At 43.5% G+C, this 19,844-nt stretch carries 15 protein-coding genes; 14 read left to right on the top strand and 1 reads right to left on the bottom strand.

Translation table 11 applies throughout. From position 1 onward, the window contains the following. The first annotated feature begins 27 nt into the window (after positions 1-27). The 14 genes from H595_RS0106715 (at position 28) to H595_RS0106650 (ending at position 19,551) form a co-directional block, all read left to right on the top strand. On the top strand, positions 28-855 hold the full coding sequence (locus H595_RS0106715; protein WP_027670524.1) for a heteromeric transposase endonuclease subunit TnsA: 828 nt from the start codon (positions 28-30) through the stop codon (positions 853-855). Next, complete coding sequence (locus tag H595_RS0106710) at positions 842-2,932, top strand: Mu transposase C-terminal domain-containing protein (protein WP_027670523.1); 2,091 nt, start codon at positions 842-844, stop codon at positions 2,930-2,932. The genes H595_RS0106715 and H595_RS0106710 overlap by 14 nt, the downstream gene beginning before the upstream one ends. Beyond that, the gene (locus H595_RS0106705) at positions 2,925-4,535 is read left to right on the top strand and encodes an ATP-binding protein (RefSeq protein ID WP_027670522.1); all 1,611 of its coding nucleotides are present in this window, start codon (positions 2,925-2,927) and stop codon (positions 4,533-4,535) included. Before H595_RS0106710 ends, H595_RS0106705 begins: the two co-directional genes overlap by 8 nt. Before the next feature lie 2 nt (positions 4,536-4,537). After that, positions 4,538-6,055 carry a TnsD family Tn7-like transposition protein gene (locus H595_RS0106700; RefSeq protein ID WP_027670521.1) on the top strand — a complete coding sequence of 506 codons (1,518 nt, stop codon included), beginning with the start codon at positions 4,538-4,540 and terminating at the stop codon, positions 6,053-6,055. Next, positions 6,055-7,653 carry a Tn7-like element transposition protein TnsE gene (locus tag H595_RS0106695; RefSeq protein ID WP_027670520.1) on the top strand — a complete coding sequence of 533 codons (1,599 nt, stop codon included), beginning with the start codon at positions 6,055-6,057 and terminating at the stop codon, positions 7,651-7,653. The genes H595_RS0106700 and H595_RS0106695 overlap by 1 nt, the downstream gene beginning before the upstream one ends. A gap of 130 nt (positions 7,654-7,783) precedes the next feature. Next, positions 7,784-8,833, top strand: a complete 1,050-nt coding sequence (locus tag H595_RS0106690) for a DNA cytosine methyltransferase (RefSeq protein ID WP_027670519.1) — start codon at positions 7,784-7,786, stop codon at positions 8,831-8,833. Between the two features lie 3 nt (positions 8,834-8,836). Next, positions 8,837-9,961, top strand: coding sequence for an HD domain-containing protein (locus H595_RS0106685; RefSeq protein WP_027670518.1), 1,125 nt, complete (start codon positions 8,837-8,839; stop codon positions 9,959-9,961). Beyond that, positions 9,958-11,769 carry an ORC-CDC6 family AAA ATPase gene (locus H595_RS0106680; protein WP_027670517.1) on the top strand — a complete coding sequence of 604 codons (1,812 nt, stop codon included), beginning with the start codon at positions 9,958-9,960 and terminating at the stop codon, positions 11,767-11,769. Before H595_RS0106685 ends, H595_RS0106680 begins: the two co-directional genes overlap by 4 nt. A 10-nt stretch (positions 11,770-11,779) precedes the next feature. Continuing rightward, on the top strand, positions 11,780-12,718 hold the full coding sequence (locus H595_RS0106675) for a hypothetical protein (RefSeq protein ID WP_027670516.1): 939 nt from the start codon (positions 11,780-11,782) through the stop codon (positions 12,716-12,718). 326 nt (positions 12,719-13,044) lie between these two features. Next, a complete protein-coding gene (locus H595_RS0106670; RefSeq protein ID WP_027670515.1) occupies positions 13,045-13,872 on the top strand; it encodes a heteromeric transposase endonuclease subunit TnsA in 828 nt (275 codons plus the stop codon). After that, positions 13,856-15,949 carry a DDE-type integrase/transposase/recombinase gene (locus H595_RS0106665; protein WP_027670514.1) on the top strand — a complete coding sequence of 698 codons (2,094 nt, stop codon included), beginning with the start codon at positions 13,856-13,858 and terminating at the stop codon, positions 15,947-15,949. The genes H595_RS0106670 and H595_RS0106665 overlap by 17 nt, the downstream gene beginning before the upstream one ends. Then, positions 15,946-17,610: an AAA family ATPase gene (locus H595_RS0106660; protein WP_027670513.1), complete on the top strand. Its 1,665-nt coding sequence runs from the start codon at positions 15,946-15,948 to the stop codon at positions 17,608-17,610. Before H595_RS0106665 ends, H595_RS0106660 begins: the two co-directional genes overlap by 4 nt. 4 nt (positions 17,611-17,614) lie before the next feature. Further along, the gene (locus tag H595_RS0106655; protein ID WP_027670512.1) at positions 17,615-19,129 is read left to right on the top strand and encodes a TnsD family Tn7-like transposition protein; all 1,515 of its coding nucleotides are present in this window, start codon (positions 17,615-17,617) and stop codon (positions 19,127-19,129) included. An 11-nt stretch (positions 19,130-19,140) separates the two neighbouring features. Next, positions 19,141-19,551 (top strand): hypothetical protein, encoded by a 411-nt coding sequence (locus H595_RS0106650; RefSeq protein WP_027670511.1) that lies wholly within the window; start codon positions 19,141-19,143, stop codon positions 19,549-19,551. An 11-nt stretch (positions 19,552-19,562) separates the two neighbouring features. Here H595_RS0106650 and H595_RS21750 read toward each other — a convergent pair. After that, on the bottom strand, positions 19,563-19,844 hold a 282-nt coding region (locus H595_RS21750), incomplete at its 5' end, for a transposase (RefSeq protein ID WP_037053927.1).

Raw genomic sequence — 19,844 nt, 5'->3', positions numbered from 1 at the left:
AAAATCAACAGTCTAGATGGCTTAGCGATGGCAGGAAGTTACAAAGGCCTTTCCGACCAACAAATCCAAAAACGGATAAAAGAAGGTCGTGGTCAGGGCGAAGGTCGAAACTATAAGCCTTGGATTCAAACTTGGGATGTGTCATCACTTGGCCGGTCTCACCGCATTTTCGGCAACCGGAGTCGCCGGTTGCATCACCTGCTTTCTGATCTGGAACTGGCTATTTTTCTGACATTGGACTGGCAACACTCGGTGTTGGATATCCGTGAACAGTTTCCGCTGCGTGTTGAAGATACTACCCGCCTTGCTGATGAGCTCGGTATTAGTCATGCCGTTTTTAAAGGCACACCTCAGGTGTTGAGCTCAGACTTTTTGGTCACATTTGACCGGCAAACTCAACCCTTGATGGCGTTTCAGGCTAAATACAGCAGTGATTTATCCAAACCTGAAGTGATTGAACGGCTGCAACTGGAAAAACGCTACTGGGACGATAAACAGATTCCATGGGCTATCATCACTGAGAAGGAAATCAGCAAAGAGGTGGTGATGAATATTCAATGGCTTTATCCTGCAGAAAGCGAAAAGGTTGCTGAAGACGAGTTGCACCACCAATTCCTGCTGTTTCAAACCCAGTTTGGTAAACAACCCAACGACTCCATCATCAAAATAGCTCAGCAGTTAGACCTTGCCTATAACCAGGAACCCGGTCAGGCATTGTTCTGGTTGCGTCATCTGCTGGCCAGACGTTATTTCCAGTTTGATATTAATCTGCCCTACCGAAAGTTAATTGCAGCAAATCTCATCGCTACTACCTTTGAAAAGGAGATCACGGAGGCCAACTATGTTTCCGGTTAATCAAGTTTTTAAACGTGGTGAGTTGTATTACCGGCTGCTGTGGCTGGATGGCGAGCTTTCATTCTGGATTGATCTGTATTCGAAAACTGCATGGCCAGAGCAGATTGCTGTTACTGGTATAGAGCAGTTATTAATTCAGCAGGAAATAACCCGGGTTGACGATCCCTGCTTCAGTTTGGTTGCGCGTAGCGTCGAGGAAGGCTCAACTGACTGGCAAAAGCGCGAGCATGCGTGGTCCATTATTAAAGATGATATTGAAAATACCGCCCTGTTTTATCCTCGAGAGCGCGGCGCTGCTGTTAAGCGTATGATGGCTGTAAGTGGTGCCACCCACCAGACGATAAACCGTTTTATTCGTCGCTACTGGCAACGTGGTATGTGTAAAAATGCGTTGTTGCCAGATTATGTAAACTCAGGCGCAAAAGGCAAACCACGGCAGTCTGGAAAAGCAAAGCTGGGCAGACCAAGGACTGTGCGGCCAGGTGTGGGTACTAACATTACATCAGTGATCGAGAGAGTATTTCATCAGGTAATCACCAGCAAACTACTTATCGAAAAGAATACGGCTGTAAGTCAGGCCTATGCCGGTGCATTGAATCTGATCGGTGCACTGATGCCCGAGCTCCAACCTGAAGAACTGCCAACACCTGAACAGTTTCGCTACTTCTACCAAAGCCGCTATGCCAAAACTCTGGTTGTTGAAAAACAGCATTCAGCGGTCAAATTTGCCAAAGACATTCGGCCGCTGAAAAGCACCTCAGCAGCAGAAACCTTTGGCCCAGGCCACAGGTACCAGATTGATGCCACAATTGCTGATGTTTATCTGCTGTCTGAGCATGACCGCAGCCGGATTGTTGGCAGGCCAGTGATCTACATAGTGCAGGATGTATTCAGCCGGATGGTTGTTGGCCTCTATATTGGCTTTGAAGGGCCTTCATGGGTTAGTGCGATGATCGCGCTTGCTCATATAGTTGAGGACAAAGTTGCGTACTGCCAGCGGTTTGGTATTGAGATTTCAGAAGATGATTGGCCAACCAAAGGCTTACCAGCCGTTATTCTGGCAGATAAAGGGGAAATAAACGGTACCAAGGTTGAAAAGTTTGCCGAAGCTTTTGGTGTTCGTATTGAAAATGCTACCGCCCGCCGTGGCGATGCTAAAGGTATTGTCGAACGAGCCTTTCGAACAGTTCAAGACGAATTTAAACCCTATACTCCAGGCGTTGTTGAAGCGGTGATGAGTACGAAACGTGGTGGCTATGATTATCGCCAGGACGCAACGCTGAACTTGGCAGAATTCACCAGAATGATTTTAGCCTGCGTGCTTTACCACAATAATGCTAAAGGTATGGAAGGGTATGACCGTACTGAGAATATGCCGACTGACTTACCCTTAATTCCCATCGAATTGTGGCGCTGGGGGGTGTCGAATCTGACTGGCAGGCTTCGCACTGCGCCAGAGCAGTTGGTTCAGATTAACCTGATGCCGCACTTTGAGGCGACAGTTTCAGAGCTTGGCGTCAATTTGTTCAACTGTTTCTACACTTGCCCTGAGTTGATTAAAGCCGGCTGGTTACATCGTTCTGGAACCAAAAGGCCAGGCAAGGTATTGGTCGCCTACGATCCAAGAACCGCAGATCATATCTACATCAGGCCGTGTTCCGATTTAAGTGAATACTGGGTTTGTGACCTGGCGGATCGGAGCAGACGTTTTCGTGGTTTGTCATTTTGGGATGTCTGGCTTATCACCAAAGAAGAGCGAAAAACCGATGCCAAGGTGCGGATGACAACTGCGGTAGCCAAAGGGAAATTGATTCAGCAGATTGAAAGCATCGTTGCTGAAGCCGATGAAAAACGGACTGAAATTAAGCGACCAGGAGTTAAAAAACTGGGGCAGCATATCAGGCAAAACAAGCAGTTGGAGAAATCAGTAGAGCGTGAGGTGACAGCTTTCAGACCGGAACGAACGGAAATGAGTACGCCAGCAACTGTTGTGCCTATCCGTGGTAACAAACCTGAAAACTATAGCTTCCCTGATATGACTGACTTAATTTTTGGAGAGGATGCCGACAATGACTGACGTTACGCAAGGTCGGATTCCACATGCTGTTTATATTGACCCAGGATTACCTGAATATCGGGATAATCCGTTGATCGCTTCTCTGCCTCCAATTTATGATACCAAGCAGGTTATTACCAAGCTTAGGTTAAAACCCTTGTATGACAGTGCCGAACGTAATTTGGATGGTCGACTGAGAGTGCATGCTATTGCCAGGTTGCTGAATCGGTTTTTTCAACCGTTAAGCCACCATCTGGAATTAGAGCAAAAAATATCGCTAATCCTCAGGCAAGGCTATCTGGGACGTAATCCTGATCAGGGCTCATATCACCTTCATCTGCAAAATGGTTTTAAGCGGATTCAGGAAGAAGATCTTGATGCTTTCGTATTTGACCAGGCAAGGTCGAGCGCAAACAGCTTGTCACTATTTGGCTGCTCCGGCTGTGGCAAGTCTGTCACAATCAATCGAATTTTTTCGGTTTATGAACAAGCGATTTTTCACCCAGAACACAACATCACTCAACTAACTTACCTGAAAATAGAATGCCCAGTCGATGGTGATTTGGATGAGCTTTGTCTGAGCTTTTTTAATGAGGTGGACCGGGTGCTACACACTCAGTACAGCACCTCACATGGCCGGAAAAAGCTGGGAACCAAGCGTTTGATGGCCAGCATGTGCCAGATCGCCAATCTGCATGCTCTGGGCGTATTGATAATCGATGAAGTGCAAAACCTGAATGAAGCGAAATCCGGTGGTGCAGAGAAAATGCACAACTTTTTTGTGTCTTTAGTGAACACCATCGGTGTGCCAGTGATTCAGGTGGGTACCCACCGTGCGCGAAAATTCTTTCAGCGAACATTCCGCGCTGCGCGTCGTATAACCGGATTTGGCAGTTTGCTGTGGGACAGACTGCCGAATGACCATCAGTGGCGTCAGTTACTAAAACTGCTTTGGCAGTATCAGTGGTTACGAAGTGCTGAACCGATAAATGATGAGCTAGTGGGTACAATGTACGACCTGACTCAGGGTGTAATGGATATAGTGGTCAAGCTTTATGTGCTGGCTCAGGTCAGGGCTATAGTCACCGGCATGGAGCGCATCACATCAGAGCTGCTTAAGCAGGTTTATCATGATGAATTCAAACCGGTTCATCCGATGCTGGCGGCTTTACGCAGCAACAACCCGGGATTACTGGAACAGTACGATGATCTGCTGATGCCTGAAATAGAAGCCAGAATGTTATCAATGGTATCGTCACTGGAACAGGCAGATACGTATGTAGACCGGCCAGAGATTTCAACCGATAAAAGTAAAAAACTGCTCGCCTTGCTGTCACAAATGGATATTCCGGAAGACATCGCTATTCCTTTGGTTGATAGGGTAATTAGCCGACATCCGGAACTATCCGTGGCGGCACTGATGCACAAAGTTACCGAGTATACGGCGGATGTGACGGCTGAGCCCCCGAAAATAAACCGGATAAAAAGAACTCAATGGCTGGAATTACCAACCAATGATTTACGTTATTTGTACGCCAGTAGTGATAAGAACAATGTATATCAGTTATTTAAGAAGCAGGGACTAATATATGACTTGAAATCAGTTAGTAACAGGATGGGTTAACTATGCTGGCTTACTTCACCAAGCCTTATCCGGACGAGCTGTTGTACAGCATGCTCGCCAGATGTAAGGTACATATGGGGATAGATAGCCCAAAGCATTTGCTGGATCTGCTCTACCAAAAACGTACAGTCATTGCTGTACCCGACTTACCCGCTCAACTGCAGTTGTTGTGTAACAGTCTCCAGCATGTACAGCAGTTAAACGCCAAACAACTTCTTTACCAAAGAACCCTGTTCCCGCTGTATGCCCCTTTTATTCCCGAAAGCCGTAAGCAACACCTGACTGACTTGCTGGTCAATAGTGACGGTTCTGCTGTGTATGTGGAGATAGGTATGAGCGCTGGTACGGTAAAGTTACCAGCGTTTTTCCGATATTGTCCTTTGTGTATGAATGAGCTGCAGCAAGAGTATGGCGAGTTTGCATGGTTACGGCGCTGGTTGGTGCCCGGTTATAAGGTATGTCATATCCACGATTGCGAGCTTTGTGATTCTAAGCTGCCTCTGAGATCTATCCATCGGCACGAATATTTGGCGGCATGTCCTCAGTATTGTGAAGTTTTCGCTGTAAACACGAATCACAGTTCTAAGCTGGCACAACTTTCTTCCAGCATTATTGAGTTGTTGGCCATAACCGAAACCCAGAGCCCTACATATCACCAATGGACGTTGTTCTATCGAGAGCTGGCTGCTGCAGCCGGAATGCAAAATGGCATGCAGGTGTCAGGTACTGAGCTTCACAGCAAGTTCAGAAGCTACTGGCCAAATTCATTTTTAGTGTCCCTGAACCTGTTACCGGTCGGCCCAAGCTCCTGGTTATTAGCCATGTTTCGCAAACATCGGAAGTCTTTTAGTTACCTGCAACACATTTTGGTATGGCAGGTTTTCCGACCTAAAGTATCTATAAGGGAAATTTTATCTGAAGTTCAGTCATTCCCACTGGCTAGGGCTTTTTCTAAACCCGTCAGAGCGAGTAATGTTATTGAGAGTAATGATAGAAGACAGTGGTTGAAACTATTAGATGCTGGTCATAGCGCTAAGCAGGCAAGGACGCAATGTGACAAGGCGCTATATGCTCGGTTATACAGAAACGACCGGGATTGGTTACTGGCAACCAATAAGCAGTTCCATATTAAGCAGGGCAATCATAGCAATATCAACTGGCGTAGCCGGGATATACAGTGCTTGAGGTTGCTGTATCTGCAACTGGCGCAGCGTGACCAGGATTTGAGCACCCCCAGGCAAAGTCGCAACTGGTTGCTTAAGCAGTTACCTCGCAGCTCTACTATTGAAAAACAACTGGCTCAATTACCGCTTTGCCAGGAGTTTCTGCGGCGTTATAGCGAGAACGTAGATGAGTACCAAATTCGCCGTACCACCGCGCAGATAGTAATTAATAAGCTGCGACATCAAATGCAAAGGCGCTGGGAATTAGAGCGTAGCTGTGGTCTTGCTAATGGGCGCACAAGGCCATTAGCAATCGCAGTATTAAATGAAGTTGCTACCAGGACCGATTTAAATTAATGCAGAAGAAAACATTCAAAAAAATCCCTGTTAACGCAAAATTAGCTGCCCTTGGAAATCAGTTCAGAAAAGATCGACCGGATGATTTCTGGCGCTTTGCCAGTTTTTTTACTCTGGAAAATGGTCAGGAGCACAAAGAAAATTTTGATCTTGAAGCGCTTTGCATAATGGCTTTAGGCAGAACATTTACACAAGACAAAGATGCGTTATACAAATCAGGCGGATTTCGGCGAACCCTAAGCCTACCTCCAATTGAGTCTTGGCAAGATGCCAAGCTGGGCGACTGCCCTCGTTTGGCTAAACGATGGTTATCTTACTCTGAAATAGCCAACCAACGGTGCTTTGTGTTTACCGCTGGCGGCATGACGGTGTGGTTGCCGAAATTTGAATTAGCCAGGAAGCTATTCTTCCATGCTGGCTTCATTATTAGGGCTGCGTATCAACCGAATGGTTTGGATATGATGTTTCATGTAACCGAGGGTGAACCCGGAGAAGGATTCCATATTTTTTGCCCTGCAGGTAGTGGCATTCCGGTAGCGTATTTACGCATTCCGGCATACCGACAGTTTTTATCCTGGTTGTTGCTTAACAAGGAAATAAAAGCGTCTTTTGAGTCAATATGGCAGTGCTTGAACACTGAACAAACCATCACCAACGGATACTGCCGCTGGATATTTAACTTTATTCCTCCTAAGGCGCTTTCGGGATTAGAAATTCAGGCCCAGGGAGCTTTCGACAGTGAGCATAACGATCTTCTTGTCTGGGAGGTAAATACATTAAAAGAGCTGCCACATAACATGCTCAAAGCAGTGAGATTTAGCCATCCTGATTTAAAGCAATCGGTTGGATCTGGTAAAACACATCAGGGGAATGGTAATAACTCAGCAGCCGAACAATTGGAGATAGATACTGAGCGAGAGCCATCACAGCAAAAAGAGCGAGCTTTAATTGAACTGTCAACCGACGGTTTAAGCTACAGCGACTTGATCATCACTCAAATTGAATACAATGGCAAAAAGCCAATTTCTAAGCCAAAGCCGGGTGATGAATCGGCGTCTGGAGATGAGAAAGCAGTGCTGGGCACTAAAGACGATGTAATCGAAGGAGATGGCCGGGGCGGTGACTTTGCAGTATTAGAAGATACACATGACGAAACCGAAAAATTTAAAGACCGTTTTACAGTGTTTGTCGAGTTGATACGGCAACTAGCAGATGATCCTGAATTACGGTTGCAAAGCCTGGTTATCAAACCGCTACCAGCGGTTAAACGCTGCCACTTGCACCTAAAAGTAGATGGTTCTGAGCGATGTTATCTACTTGCAAAGTTCGTTTATATGGGGCGAATGAAGTATCTGTTAGAGGTCGATACGTCAGATAACAAGAGGAGGTTAACTACACGAGTATTCAGCATAACCGGCGATTTAATTGAGGCTGAACTTATAAAGACTATACTGATATCGCTCCTCAAAAACTCATTAAGGTGGCCTGTTTCAGTTTTCAAAGACCACACTATTAACCTCTGTTCTGTAAGACACGCTTCAGCCAAAGATTATGCAGCGAGTTGGTTTGAAAGAATAAAAGCGGGGCTCATAGCATAAGAGAGCAGACTGAACGGTATCCAAGTAAGCATGATCTGTTGACAATGAGATGCTAATCGTATAAACGAATATTGACTTAAGCCCGCAACACCGTTACGCTGCGCGTACAAAAAACAATAACGCGAATCACATGATTGGAATTGATTTATTTGCGGGAGCTGGGGGAATGTCTCTGGGTGCCAGGCAAGCTGGCATTGATGTGCAGATTGTTGTAGAGGCAGACAAATATGCTGCTGCAACATATCTGCGTAACCATCAGCCCAAGCTTGGAGTATTTGCCGACGATATTAGAAAATTCGAGAAGATTGCGATTGCCAAAAAACGTGATCAGCAAGTTGTGCTATTCGGTGGTCCACCATGTCAGGGTTTCTCTACTTCCAATCAAAAAACCCGTTCATCAGAAAATCAAACTAACTGGCTGTTTCTGGAGTTCCTTCGTGTAGTCAAGATGTACATGCCTGACTGGGTTGTATTTGAAAATGTGAAAGGTATTCTGGAAACTGAGGGTGGTATTTTTGCCGAGGGTATGATTTCGGAGCTAACGAAACTGGGGTATGACTGTGCAGCCGACGTCTTAAATGCTGAAGATTATGGTGTTCCGCAACGTCGCGACAGATTTTTCATTGTAGCAAGCCTGCATAAACAAAAATTCGACTTTCCTGAGCCTCCATTAACTCAAAAAGTAACAGTGGGCGAAGCACTGATAGATTTACCTAAACTTGAAAATGGTCATGCAACGTGTTATTTAGAATACGGTAACAATACAGTTAACGAATATGTGAAGCGGATGCGAGGCGATCTTGTTGGATGCCGCAATAACGTAGTGACCAGAAATGCTCCTTTTGTTGTTGAGCGTTATAAACACATACCTCAAGGCGGTAATTGGGAAAATATTCCTGAAGCTCTAATGTCGAATTACAAGGATAGAAGTAGATGCCATACAGGAATTTACCGTAGGCTCTGTGCTGACAGTCCTTCAGTTGTGATAGGTAACTTCAGAAAGAATATGCTAATACATCCAACACAAGACCGAGGATTATCCGTAAGAGAAGCAGCGAGGCTGCAATCATTTCCAGACGCGTTTGTATTCGAAGGCTCTATAGGTTTCCAACAACAGCAAGTGGGAAATGCCGTTCCGCCATTTCTTGCTGAAGCAATTTTCAAACAAATACTAGATTAAATAATGACGTCAAAATTAAATAATAGATTGTTACTTGAGAAGTTACTTGAGTCCGTTTCTGATGAGCACGACCTCTTCCCAAGAGACGTCTGCTATTTTACTAGGTACAACGAAATTACGAACAGCCTAAAGCAAAAGGTGTATAAAAATGTTAACGCTGGGCTTGCTGCTAATTCAAAAAGATCGGGATTGTATACTGACCATAGCGAAGAGCATTTTGACTTAGTTATCAGATTCGCAGGTATTATGCTTGGACTGAAAACTAGCGATGATGTTAGAAATGTAGCTGATTTGGTGAGGTCAGGAAAGTGGATATTGAATGCATATGAAATATATCTACTCTTACTTAGTATTAGGTTTCATGATGTTGGAAATATTTACGGTAGAGATGATCATGAAAAGCTAATATCTAAAGTAATTATTGACTATAAAATTCCTCATCTAATAGATGATTCCGTAGAAAATCGACAAGTCTGCTTTATCGGTGGTGCCCATGGGGGGACTACAAGCAACGGCAGTAAGGATACGATAGGAAGTCTTCCGGATACAATTAATTCGGTTGGTTCTATCGGTGGAATTAGATCCAAGAAAATTGCAGCTATTACGAGATTTGCAGATGAAATCTGTGAAAATAGACAACGAATAGGTATTTTGGTAGAGAGTGGAATCCCAGAGCATAATTTAGTATTTCATAAGTATGCGCAATCCATAGTTAGTAATCATGTTGAGGGCAAAATATTATATATAAGGCTGGAGGTCAGGAAATCAGACCTGCTTGTTTTTTATAAAATATATAAAGAGGTGGCTGGAGTAGAAGTTGAAGATAAAGTTAACCTTCCCGATGTAATTATTAGCAGATTAAAAAAGCTAGAACTTGAACGACGGTACTGCAATAGATTCCTGCATGGTGACGCCCAAATAAAAGAAATATCTGTACATATAATAATTGTTGAAGATACTGAAGATGAAGAATCTTTCCATCCTAATGTAATCGACGAAATAAAATTTCCTCTGAAGGAAAGAGATTACCCCTTGGGAGAGGAAAGCATAATAGATACTGATGCAAAATATTTTATGGATTACAATAGAATAGTAGAGGAGTACGGCGGAAGGAGTACTGATAAATGATGAGTTACGATAACCCCTTTTCTGTTGATACTCCAGAACAAATGACAGCAAATGAAATTGTTGATTTATTCGTCCCAATTGAAGAGTCATACAATATCTCTGTTAGTAGTCATGTATTTATACACGGCCATCGGGGTAGCGGTAAAAGTATGATGCTGAGGAGATTGGCTCCGGATTGCCAGAGCCTGATCTACGGAAAGCCAGTAAAGGAACTTGATTTTTTTGCTGTTTATAGCTCAATAAAGAAAATAGACATAGATATTATGGACTTCAGCTCTTTGGGTAGCGACAGTGCACAATTCATAATATCTGAGCATCTTCTTTCCTGCTTTGTTGTTTCTAAAGTTATTTCTCATATAAAATCGTATGTTACTCTCAATTCTGAGGATGTTTTGGAGTATAGGGATTTTTTCTTTAACAATTTTTTGAAATCAATAAAATCCTATGGGGTTGAATTAGAGGTTTCCGAAGACGTTTCTACTTGTTTACTTCAAGAAACTCTGAATATAATTGATGGTTATTATAAGTATCATACAAAGTACTTAAGAAAAGTTCTTTCTGGTTTAGGTAAATCACCAGATTATGAGGGGCCTCTATTTAGTTATTTTGATTTTGTTGTGCCTGTCATGGAGAGTCTGAAGTCTCTTAGTTTTATGCCAAATGGGCCAATCTATATTTTGATTGACGATGTTGATAACCTTAATTTAATACAAACGAAAATAATAAATACTTGGGTATCATACAGAACAACAGATATTGTTTCTTTCAAATTGGCTACACAAATGAACTATAAGACGTTCTTGACAATAAGCGGAAGAAGAATAGAAACTCCTCATGACTTTGTTGAAATTCAATATTCTAACGTCTATACAGGATCGAAAAAAGACAAGTATCCAGAATGGGTTAAGGAAGTAACAAAGAAACGGTTGTCTCTATATTACAAGAAAAATTTCGGCATTGATGTCGATATTGATCCTGAAGATTATTTTCCTTTTGACGCTAAACAACAAAAAGAAATAGATTCAATAATTGCTAAGTATAAAAGCGGAGAAATTCCTTCTAGGAGTAACCGGCCATCTGATGACGCATATCGTTATGCCAGACCTGACTATATAGTAAGTCTTGGCGGTGCGTCAAAAAATACATCTACTTATAAATATGCTGGGTTTAATCAACTCGTGCATCTATCCTCAGGGGTAATTCGCTATTTCTTGGAGCCAGCTTCTAAGATGTTTTCTTTGCAAGCTCGGCACTCAAGCGGAACAGATTTCAGATATATCTCACCGACCAATCAAGATATTGTAGCTAGAGAGGAATCTGATAGTCTGTTATTTGGACATTTTGATAGGATCACTGCTGAGTGTGAGGGTAATCCTGATCCAGACAATCACCTCCAGACGATAACTAGGCTTAGAAATCTTATAAACGTTATTGGTGCTATGTTTTTTGCTGCGATGAAGTCCAATGCTTCGGAAAGAAAGTTTTTCTCTTTCGCGCTGTCAGATCCGGAGAATATGAGCTCAGAACTCCGGCGGGTTTTGATGTTGGGTGTCCAAGAGGGTTTTTTTTATGAAACACACATAGGCACAAAAGAGGGGTTTGGTCGCACGAATCTCTATGTCCTAACCAGACGGCTAGCACCTTCTTTTAACCTAGACCCTATAGGATTTTCGGCATACAAGTTTGTTACTTGTAACTTCTTACAGAATGCATCAACTCACCCTAAATCACTAATTATTAAACTTAAAGAGAAAGGAGTTGAGACTGTTGCTTCAGATACTGATCCAATTCAGGGCTCTTTACTGTAGAGGCTGAGAAATGAATATTGATATTAAATTCCTTGATAATCAGATTGGTAAAACCAACATGCTTTTTGTAGGAAGCGTTGGTTTGGATCAACGCTGGCATCAGGCCATTTCTGCAATATCGGAAAACAGGATTGATTATGTTTTTATGCTTGAATCAGGCGATATTTCTGATCCAGAGAAATTAACTGACTTAGAAAATAGATACAATGAGCGTTTTAGTAAACTTCCGATAGCAAGTTTAGATGCTTTCACGTTGTGGAAGCGAATTGTTGAACAATTGGTTCCTTTAATTAATCAGTATTCTGAGCGCACTTTAATTGACATATCAGCCATTAATCATGAGTCTTTATTGATCCTTAACGCAATACTTCATGAGTATTGTCTATCGGAAAAAGTGCAGTTTATTTATGTTGGTGCAGCGACTTACAGCAATGTGATATCTCAAGGAGTTAAAAGTATCCGGTCAGTTTTGAGCTATCCAGGAACCTTTTTACCTTCAAAGCCATTGCACCATCTCGTTATTTTGGTAGGTTTCGAGTTCGATAGAGCTAAGGAGCTAATTCAAGAGCTTGAGCCCACCTCAATCTCCCTTGGCATTGGTACTGAAGCCTACGGAGAAGTTCTTTTTGCAGAGAACCAGAGAGTTAGTGAAAAGCTTCAAAGCTTCATTGAGTCAATTGGAGGAGCGTACCGTAATAATGTTAATACCTTTACCTTCTCTTGTTCAGATGTTCTTTCAGCAAAAAATTCTATTCTTCAAGAAGTTAGTAAGTATTCAAACAGTAATATTACGCTAAGTCCGATGAATACGAAGATATCGACATTAGCAGCTGGTGCTGCGGCAATTGAGAATGACTTGATTAAGTTATGCTACGTTGAGCCGCTTGAGACAAGTACGGTGAACGTTGCTAAGTCGGGAGATCAGGTCACTTTATTTAGTTTTTCATAGGCTATCAACATATTAGTAGTTCAGTTTTACCAGTTTCCGATGATGACACTTTAATTTCGCTTATTAATGAGCATATTTTTTGGAAATTATTTTCATGATGATACTTAAACTTGCGTTAATTGAAGAATAGATTAAAAATCTGAGCAGCAGGCTTGGACTCATGATTAAACTTTATTTTCAGATGACAATAAATTGTGGGATGACAAAATAGTTCTAAAATGGACAAAATAGATCTAAAGCGAGACAAAATAGATCTAAAATGGACAAAATATTTGTAAAATGAAAAAGTCCAGTTATGCTGATTAAAAAGCATACTGGACTTTTTTATGGGCAGATCTCAGCAATCTCTCTCTGAACTTCAAATTGCGCGTCGGATTAAAGACGGTCGTGGCCAAGGGGTTGGCAAAAAGTACACGCCTTGGCTTTATGTACAAGATGTTCCCTCCGAAGGCCGTTCGCACCGAGTGTATTCACATAAAACCGGCAGAATTCATCATTTATTGTCAGATCTAGAACTTGCAGCGTTTTTAGTGTTTGAGTGGGCACCTCATATCGTTGATATTAGAGAGCAATTCCCGTTACGAAGAGATGAAACTCAAGCAATAGCTAAAGACAATGGTCTGAGGCATCCCAGCATACGCGGTGTAGATCAGGTGATGTCATCCGATTTCCTCGTTGATTCTCAAATTGGCCCTCATCGACAGTTTGCTGTACAGGTGAAATCATCTGAATCGTTCGATGATACGAATACTATTGAAAAACTTGAAATCGAGCGTCGTTATTGGCTATCGAAGCAAATCCCATGGTTTTTAGTGACGGAACATGAAATTGACCCGGCCATCAAACAAAATATCAGTTGGTTGTACCCGACGAAATCAGATGGCTTGATTGATGTTGAGCTGATTCAACAGTTGCCGATCCTTGAAAGTGCGTTTAGTAAATCGCCCCAGTCAAAAATGATTGATGTATGTAAGCAAATGGATACCGCTTATGACTTGGAACTTGGACAAACACTGCGAGATGTAAGAACGTTAATCGCAAACGGCTATCTAAAATTTAACATGCATCAAGCGTATAGAATGCTCACAGCCTCAGATCTGGTGTTTTGTCCATTCAGTGATATAGAGGATTTGCTCCATGTGGCAAACCAATGAGGTCGTGAAGTTTGACGGCAAACTTTACCGCATTTTGCTGGTGTTACCTGGTGAAGTTGTTTGGATCTGTATTGAATCGGAGACTGCACAGCCTGAATACGTTCATGAACTGACTTTAAGCAGTTTCATTGATGATTCGCGTTTATTGCGGCATGAAGATCCCTTTGAAGCAAATTATTTGGATGAGCCTGCATTCGGCTCCGTTGCTTACAAAAGACGGGAACTGGGGTTGAGTGTGATTCAACCGATTATTGTGGATACACTATGCTTTGACCCTAAAGTTCGTGCTCAGCGGGTTGAGATAGTCCGTCAGTCTGGGAACGCTTCAATCGCAACAATTTATAAGCTGCTACGTCGCTACTGGCAGCGCGGGCAGAGCCCGAATTCATTGCTGCCAGACTACAAGAAAAGTGGAGCTCCAGGAAAAACCAGAGCGGCGACTGGCCAGAAAAAAATTGGGCGCGTTCGTCAATATGGTGACGGCGAGGGGATGAAAGTAACACCCGATATTGAACGTTTATTCAGAATCACCATTGAGAAACATTTGCTGAATAAAAATGCAGAAAAAACGACCGTTGCCTATCGTCGTTTTGCGGATTTGTTTGAACAGTACTTTCCCAATATTTCGGTCTCGGATAGGCCAACGATTAGACAATTTCGCTACTTTTACAATCGAGAATATAAACAGTCCGAACGTCTAATCGCCAGAACAGACCCTGGAATTTATAAAAAAGATATCTGGCCGCTTTCAAGCACCGCAACAGCACATGCGCTTGGCCCCGGCAGTCGTTATGAAATTGATGCCACCATTGCAGATATCTATCTGGTTGATGATCAAGACCGTAGCAAGATTATTGGACGCCCAACGGTTTATATTGTAGTTGATGTATTTAGCCGAATGATCACAGGCTTTTATCTTGGTTTTGATAACGCGTCCTATGTCGTTGCCATGCAGGCGATTTTGAATGCATGCATCGATAAAACTGAGGTCTGTAGCGAACTTGGTATTGATATCAGCTTTGAAGAGTGGCCATGCGTCGGCTTGCCAGATGTCATCTTGGCAGACCGTGGGGAGATGATGAGTCATCAGGTTGATGCTCTGATTGCTGGATTTAACGTTCGTATCGAAAGTGCTCCGCCCCGCCGCGGCGATGCTAAAGGGATTGTTGAAAGCTGTTTCAGGACTTTACAGGCAGAGTTTAAACCCTATGCGCCAGGTGCCGTCGAAGGCAATCGGATAAAAAAGCATGGTGAACGAGATTATCGCCTTGATGCAGTGATGTCGATTACCGATTTTTCTCAAATTATCCTGCGGACCATCGTATTTCGGAACAATTACCATGTTATGGAGAAATATGACCGTGATGAAGATCTACCAGCTGACATTCCGTCAATACCCATAGAGCTATGGAAATGGGGGATGCAACATCGGATGGGCAGCTTGCGCCAGATTGACGCGAAGCATCTTCAAATTGCCTTATTACCGCGTGCCAAGGTTACGATTTCGCCGTTTGGTGTGAGATTGTTTGAAATGTTTTATTCCAGCTCTGAGTTACTCAAAGAAGGCTGGTTACATCGTAGTACTGAAATTTACCGGCCAGATTCACTGGAAGCCGCTTATGAACCAGGTTGCGCAGATAGGATTTATCTCTTTCCACAATCCGGCAACCGGGTGTACTGGGAATGTTTGTTAACGGATAAAAGTCGTCAATTTCGTGGGCTGAGCTTCTGGCAAGTTTGGGAAATACAGGCGGCGGAAAAGCACAACAAAGCAAATGCAAAATTTGTCGCAGATGTGAAACGACGGGAATTAGACGCTTTTATACAGGGGAAAATTACAACCGCAACTAGGCAATCGCCAGCCACTTCAGCGAGTAATCGTGAACGTATTCAGCAGATCAGACCTAATAAAAAAGCGGCAAGGGATGCAAAGCGGCTGCAAAGGGTTCGGCCTGTGATTGCTGAAGTCGAAAAACCGCTTGCAGATGTGGTGGCACTAAAACCTGTTGAAGAAAATTATAGCTTGCCAACCTTTGTGCCTGGGCTATTTGAAGATAACGGGGAGAACCAGGAATGACTGCCTCAAAAATATCCGCGATATATCGTGATACTGGTGTTGCCGCTTATGCCGGCAATCCGTTTATCGAAGCATTGCCACCGTTACAAGAATCGTTCGATAGTGCCGCGGCACTGCGATCAAGCATGCGCTTTCAGCCAGACGATTTACAAAAGTCCAGAGTTACACGCGCCCACAATATTTGTCGGATTGCTGATGAGTTCTTTCAACCACTTGGCGCACATATGCTGTTAAGCGAACGGGTCTCATTGATGATCCGAGGCGGTTATGTTGGCCGAAATCCAAAAACTGGCGATTTACAGCGGCATTTACAAAACGGGTATGAAAGGGTCCAGACCGGTGATTTGACAACCTTCAGATTTGAAGAGGCAAAATCCACTGCTCAAAGTATGTTGCTAATTGGTTGTTCCGGCAGCGGTAAGACCACATCGTTAGAACGGATCTTACAAACCTATCCTCAAGTCATTTATCACCCACAGTTCAACCTGGAACAAGTGGTTTACCTGAAAGTGGATTGCTCACATAACGGCTCTCTAAAAGAGATTTGCCTAAATTTTTTTCGGGCACTCGATAAAGCTATAGGCGAAAAATACGAAATGAGGTACGGCCTCAAGCGACATGGTATTGAAACGATGTTGGCGTTAATGGCCCAAATTGCCAACACTCATGCGCTGGGATTGTTGGTGATTGATGAAATTCAGCATCTTAGCCGCTCAAAGTCGGGTGGTTCGCAAGAAATGTTGAATTTCTTTGTGACCATGGTCAATACCATAGGTGTACCGGTCATGTTGATTGGTACACCAAAAGCGAGGGACATTTTTGAAGCAGATTTACGTTCTGCCCGCAGAGGTGCTGGCCTTGGTGCCATTTTTTGGGAACCAATGGCGCAAGGACGAGCCGACCAACTCAATCAAGAGTGGGTCGCATTTACCAATAACCTCTGGAAGCTCCAGCTACTACAAAATCGAGATGTGTTGCTGACCGAAGACATTCGCGCTGTATGGTACGAACTGAGTCAAGGCGTGATGGATATCGTAGTAAAGCTTTTTGTATTGGCGCAACTGCGTGCACTTGCACTTGGCAAAGAACGCATCACGGAGGGATTGCTACGTCAGGTATATGAAGATGAGCTCATACCGGTACATCCCATGCTTGCTGCGCTTCGTTCAGGTATACCGGAGAAAATTGCACAGTATTCTGATCTAATGGTTCCAGAGATGGATAAGCGGCTTATCCAATTACAGCAAGATATTGCTGCTATGAAAGAAAAAACGACCGAAGAAAAGGCTCTTCAGCAGCTGGCAACGGAGGACGAAAGACGATTGTATTTATTGCTTAAAGATGTGTATGACTCTAGTTTGCTGGTGCCCACAGTGCGCAAAGCTTTTGCGGAAAATCCTCAGCTGACCATGGTTCAGCTATTACCAATTGTCTCGAATTGGATTTCATCAGTCGGTGACAGTGATACTTCAGTGAAGGGACAAAGTTTAAAAGCCAGAGAAAAATCAACGATTATCAAACCCAATTGCTGGGACGAGTTGCCATTAGGGGACCTTCGTTTTATCAAGTCGCAGTGCAAGAACGCAACCGACGTCCACGCCGCACTTAACAAACAAGGGATACTGTTAGATTTAACCTCCGTACTGAATTTGGCTGGGTAATGCCATGCATAATTTTCCTGTGCCATATCCGAATGAACTCATCTATAGCACAGTGGCGCGTGCCAGCATTTATCATGGTATTACAAGCCCCAAGCAGCTACTGGACGAAGTTTTTAACAACCGTAAAGTGATTGCCACGTTAGATCTACCCTGTCATTTACAGTCATTATCCGAACAGTTACAAAGCACCGGTCGATTCTCGTTAGAGGAGCTGATCTATAGACACACTATGTTTCCGCTCTATGCACCATTTGTAACAGAGCCTCACCGAACCCGCGCCATACAACTTATGGCTAGGCGTTCACAAGGCGCAGTGCACCTGTTACTTGGGGTTGCCGCATCCAGGGTTAAGACCGATGACCGTTTGCGTTACTGCTCAGCATGTCTAAAAGACCAGACCCAAAAATATGGCGAGACTTTCTGGCAGCGTAATTGGTTTTTCCCCGGTTTGGACCTTTGTCCTGAGCATGGAGCTCTTCATCTATTTCGAGTTGGTACAGCCGATCATCGGCATCAATTCCATGCGTTAAATGTTAAGCCAGAAACCTCGTTAAATGCTGGGATCAGCAATCCAGATTTACTGCGTTTAGCACAATACGCCAGCAAATTGATCGATATGGAGCCTGACGGCTCACCCAGTTTTTCACAATGGACAGCCTTTTACCGTGATTTGGCTGTCGACTTTGGTTTGTGCAGAGGCAGGCATATCAAGCATGATGAAGTCTATGCATTGGTCAGTAATACATTCCAGCGCAAATCACTCAACCAATTGCATCTGCAAATCAATTCCGCCACCGATACTTGCTGGCTAAAAAGTATATTCCGCAAACACCGAAAAGCGTTCAGTTACCTAGAACATGGGGTTGTTTGGCAGACATTGCTGCCTAATTTATCGCCAGAAGAAATTATTAAACGGGTTCGTCAAATGAAACCAAATACGAAAATTTTCGTTCCGACAACCAGCCAACAGACAGCAATCAATCAAGACTTGCAGAGCAAACGGCAGTTATGGGAACAAGCTGTATTAGAGGTCGGTGTGACAGCGGCCCGTAAAAACGGTACTGGTAAAGCTTTGTATGCCTGGTTTTACCGAAATGACAGGGCATGGCTGCTCCACTTTAATGCAAGACATCAACAAGTCAGGTCAATTCCTCAGCAAAAAGCAGACTGGCGTCAACGAGATTTGATGATCGTTAGGCGTTTGTTCAGTGTGTTGCAGGCAAATGAAATTGACTCTTTCGCACCACGGCTGTCTGCAAACTACCTGTTATCGCAGCTAAATAATAAAAGCACTGTTGAGAAAAATTTAGATAAATTACCGTTGGTTAAGTCCTTCTTGCAGCGATATTCCGAAACCATTACTGAATATCAGTTAAGGCGCTTAAGCAATGCCTGTATCCAGATTTACCGAGATACCGGACAACTAAAAAATTGGGTTATTTTGCGTCAAGCAGGGCTAAGTAAGGAGCGTTTAACTGCAGATAGCCAACGTGTTTTGGCTGAGTTACGTTTCTTCTGATCGGAGGTTGAGTGACCGCAATAAAAGGATTCGGGTCAGATACGACTATAGTTCATATCGGGGATTTCTTTCGGTACAACAATGTACCTGAATGGTCAATTGCGGTTTGGTGCTGGCCTACGCAAGATAAAAAGCATACCAAGTTATCGAATTTATCAATGCTTAGTCGAGGGAAGCTGCTAAATAGTCAAAAGAAACAATCGCGCCGCATAGACAGAGTAATCACATTTGAACCTGGTTATGAGCTTATCGAAGCAAAATTGGCTGAGTTTCCAGAGATCAGCAGCTTCAAGTCAATCCGAGATAAAGACGGAATACAGAACGCTTTCTGTTGTTGGGGTAACAAACACGATTGGGTTGTTATACCGCAGCTTGAACTTGCTCGGGCGATTTTCTTAGAGTATGTAAAATTTTCTGTGTAAGTGGCTGTTTCTCATAGCGATACACGGTCACCATACATGATAATGAACTGATTCATCGCCGGTTTCCAGTCCCTAAGTGGCATTGTCCACTTCTTCGCAATTTGATGTAAAGCCAGATATAGCAGTTTTAACACGGCTTCGTCGTTCGGGAATGAACGTCTGGTTTTAGTCACTTTCCGCAAGCTGGCATTCAGAGATTCAATCGCGTTGGTCGTGTAAATAACCTTCCGGATTTCAGGTGGATAGTCGAAGAATACACTCAGCCGGCTCCAGTTGTTTCGCCAAGACTGGCT

The sequence above is a fragment of the Rheinheimera baltica DSM 14885 genome (assembly GCF_000425345.1).
GTDB classification, from domain to species: domain Bacteria; phylum Pseudomonadota; class Gammaproteobacteria; order Enterobacterales; family Alteromonadaceae; genus Alishewanella; species Alishewanella baltica.
This window is presented reverse-complemented; position numbering and strand designations above follow the sequence as displayed.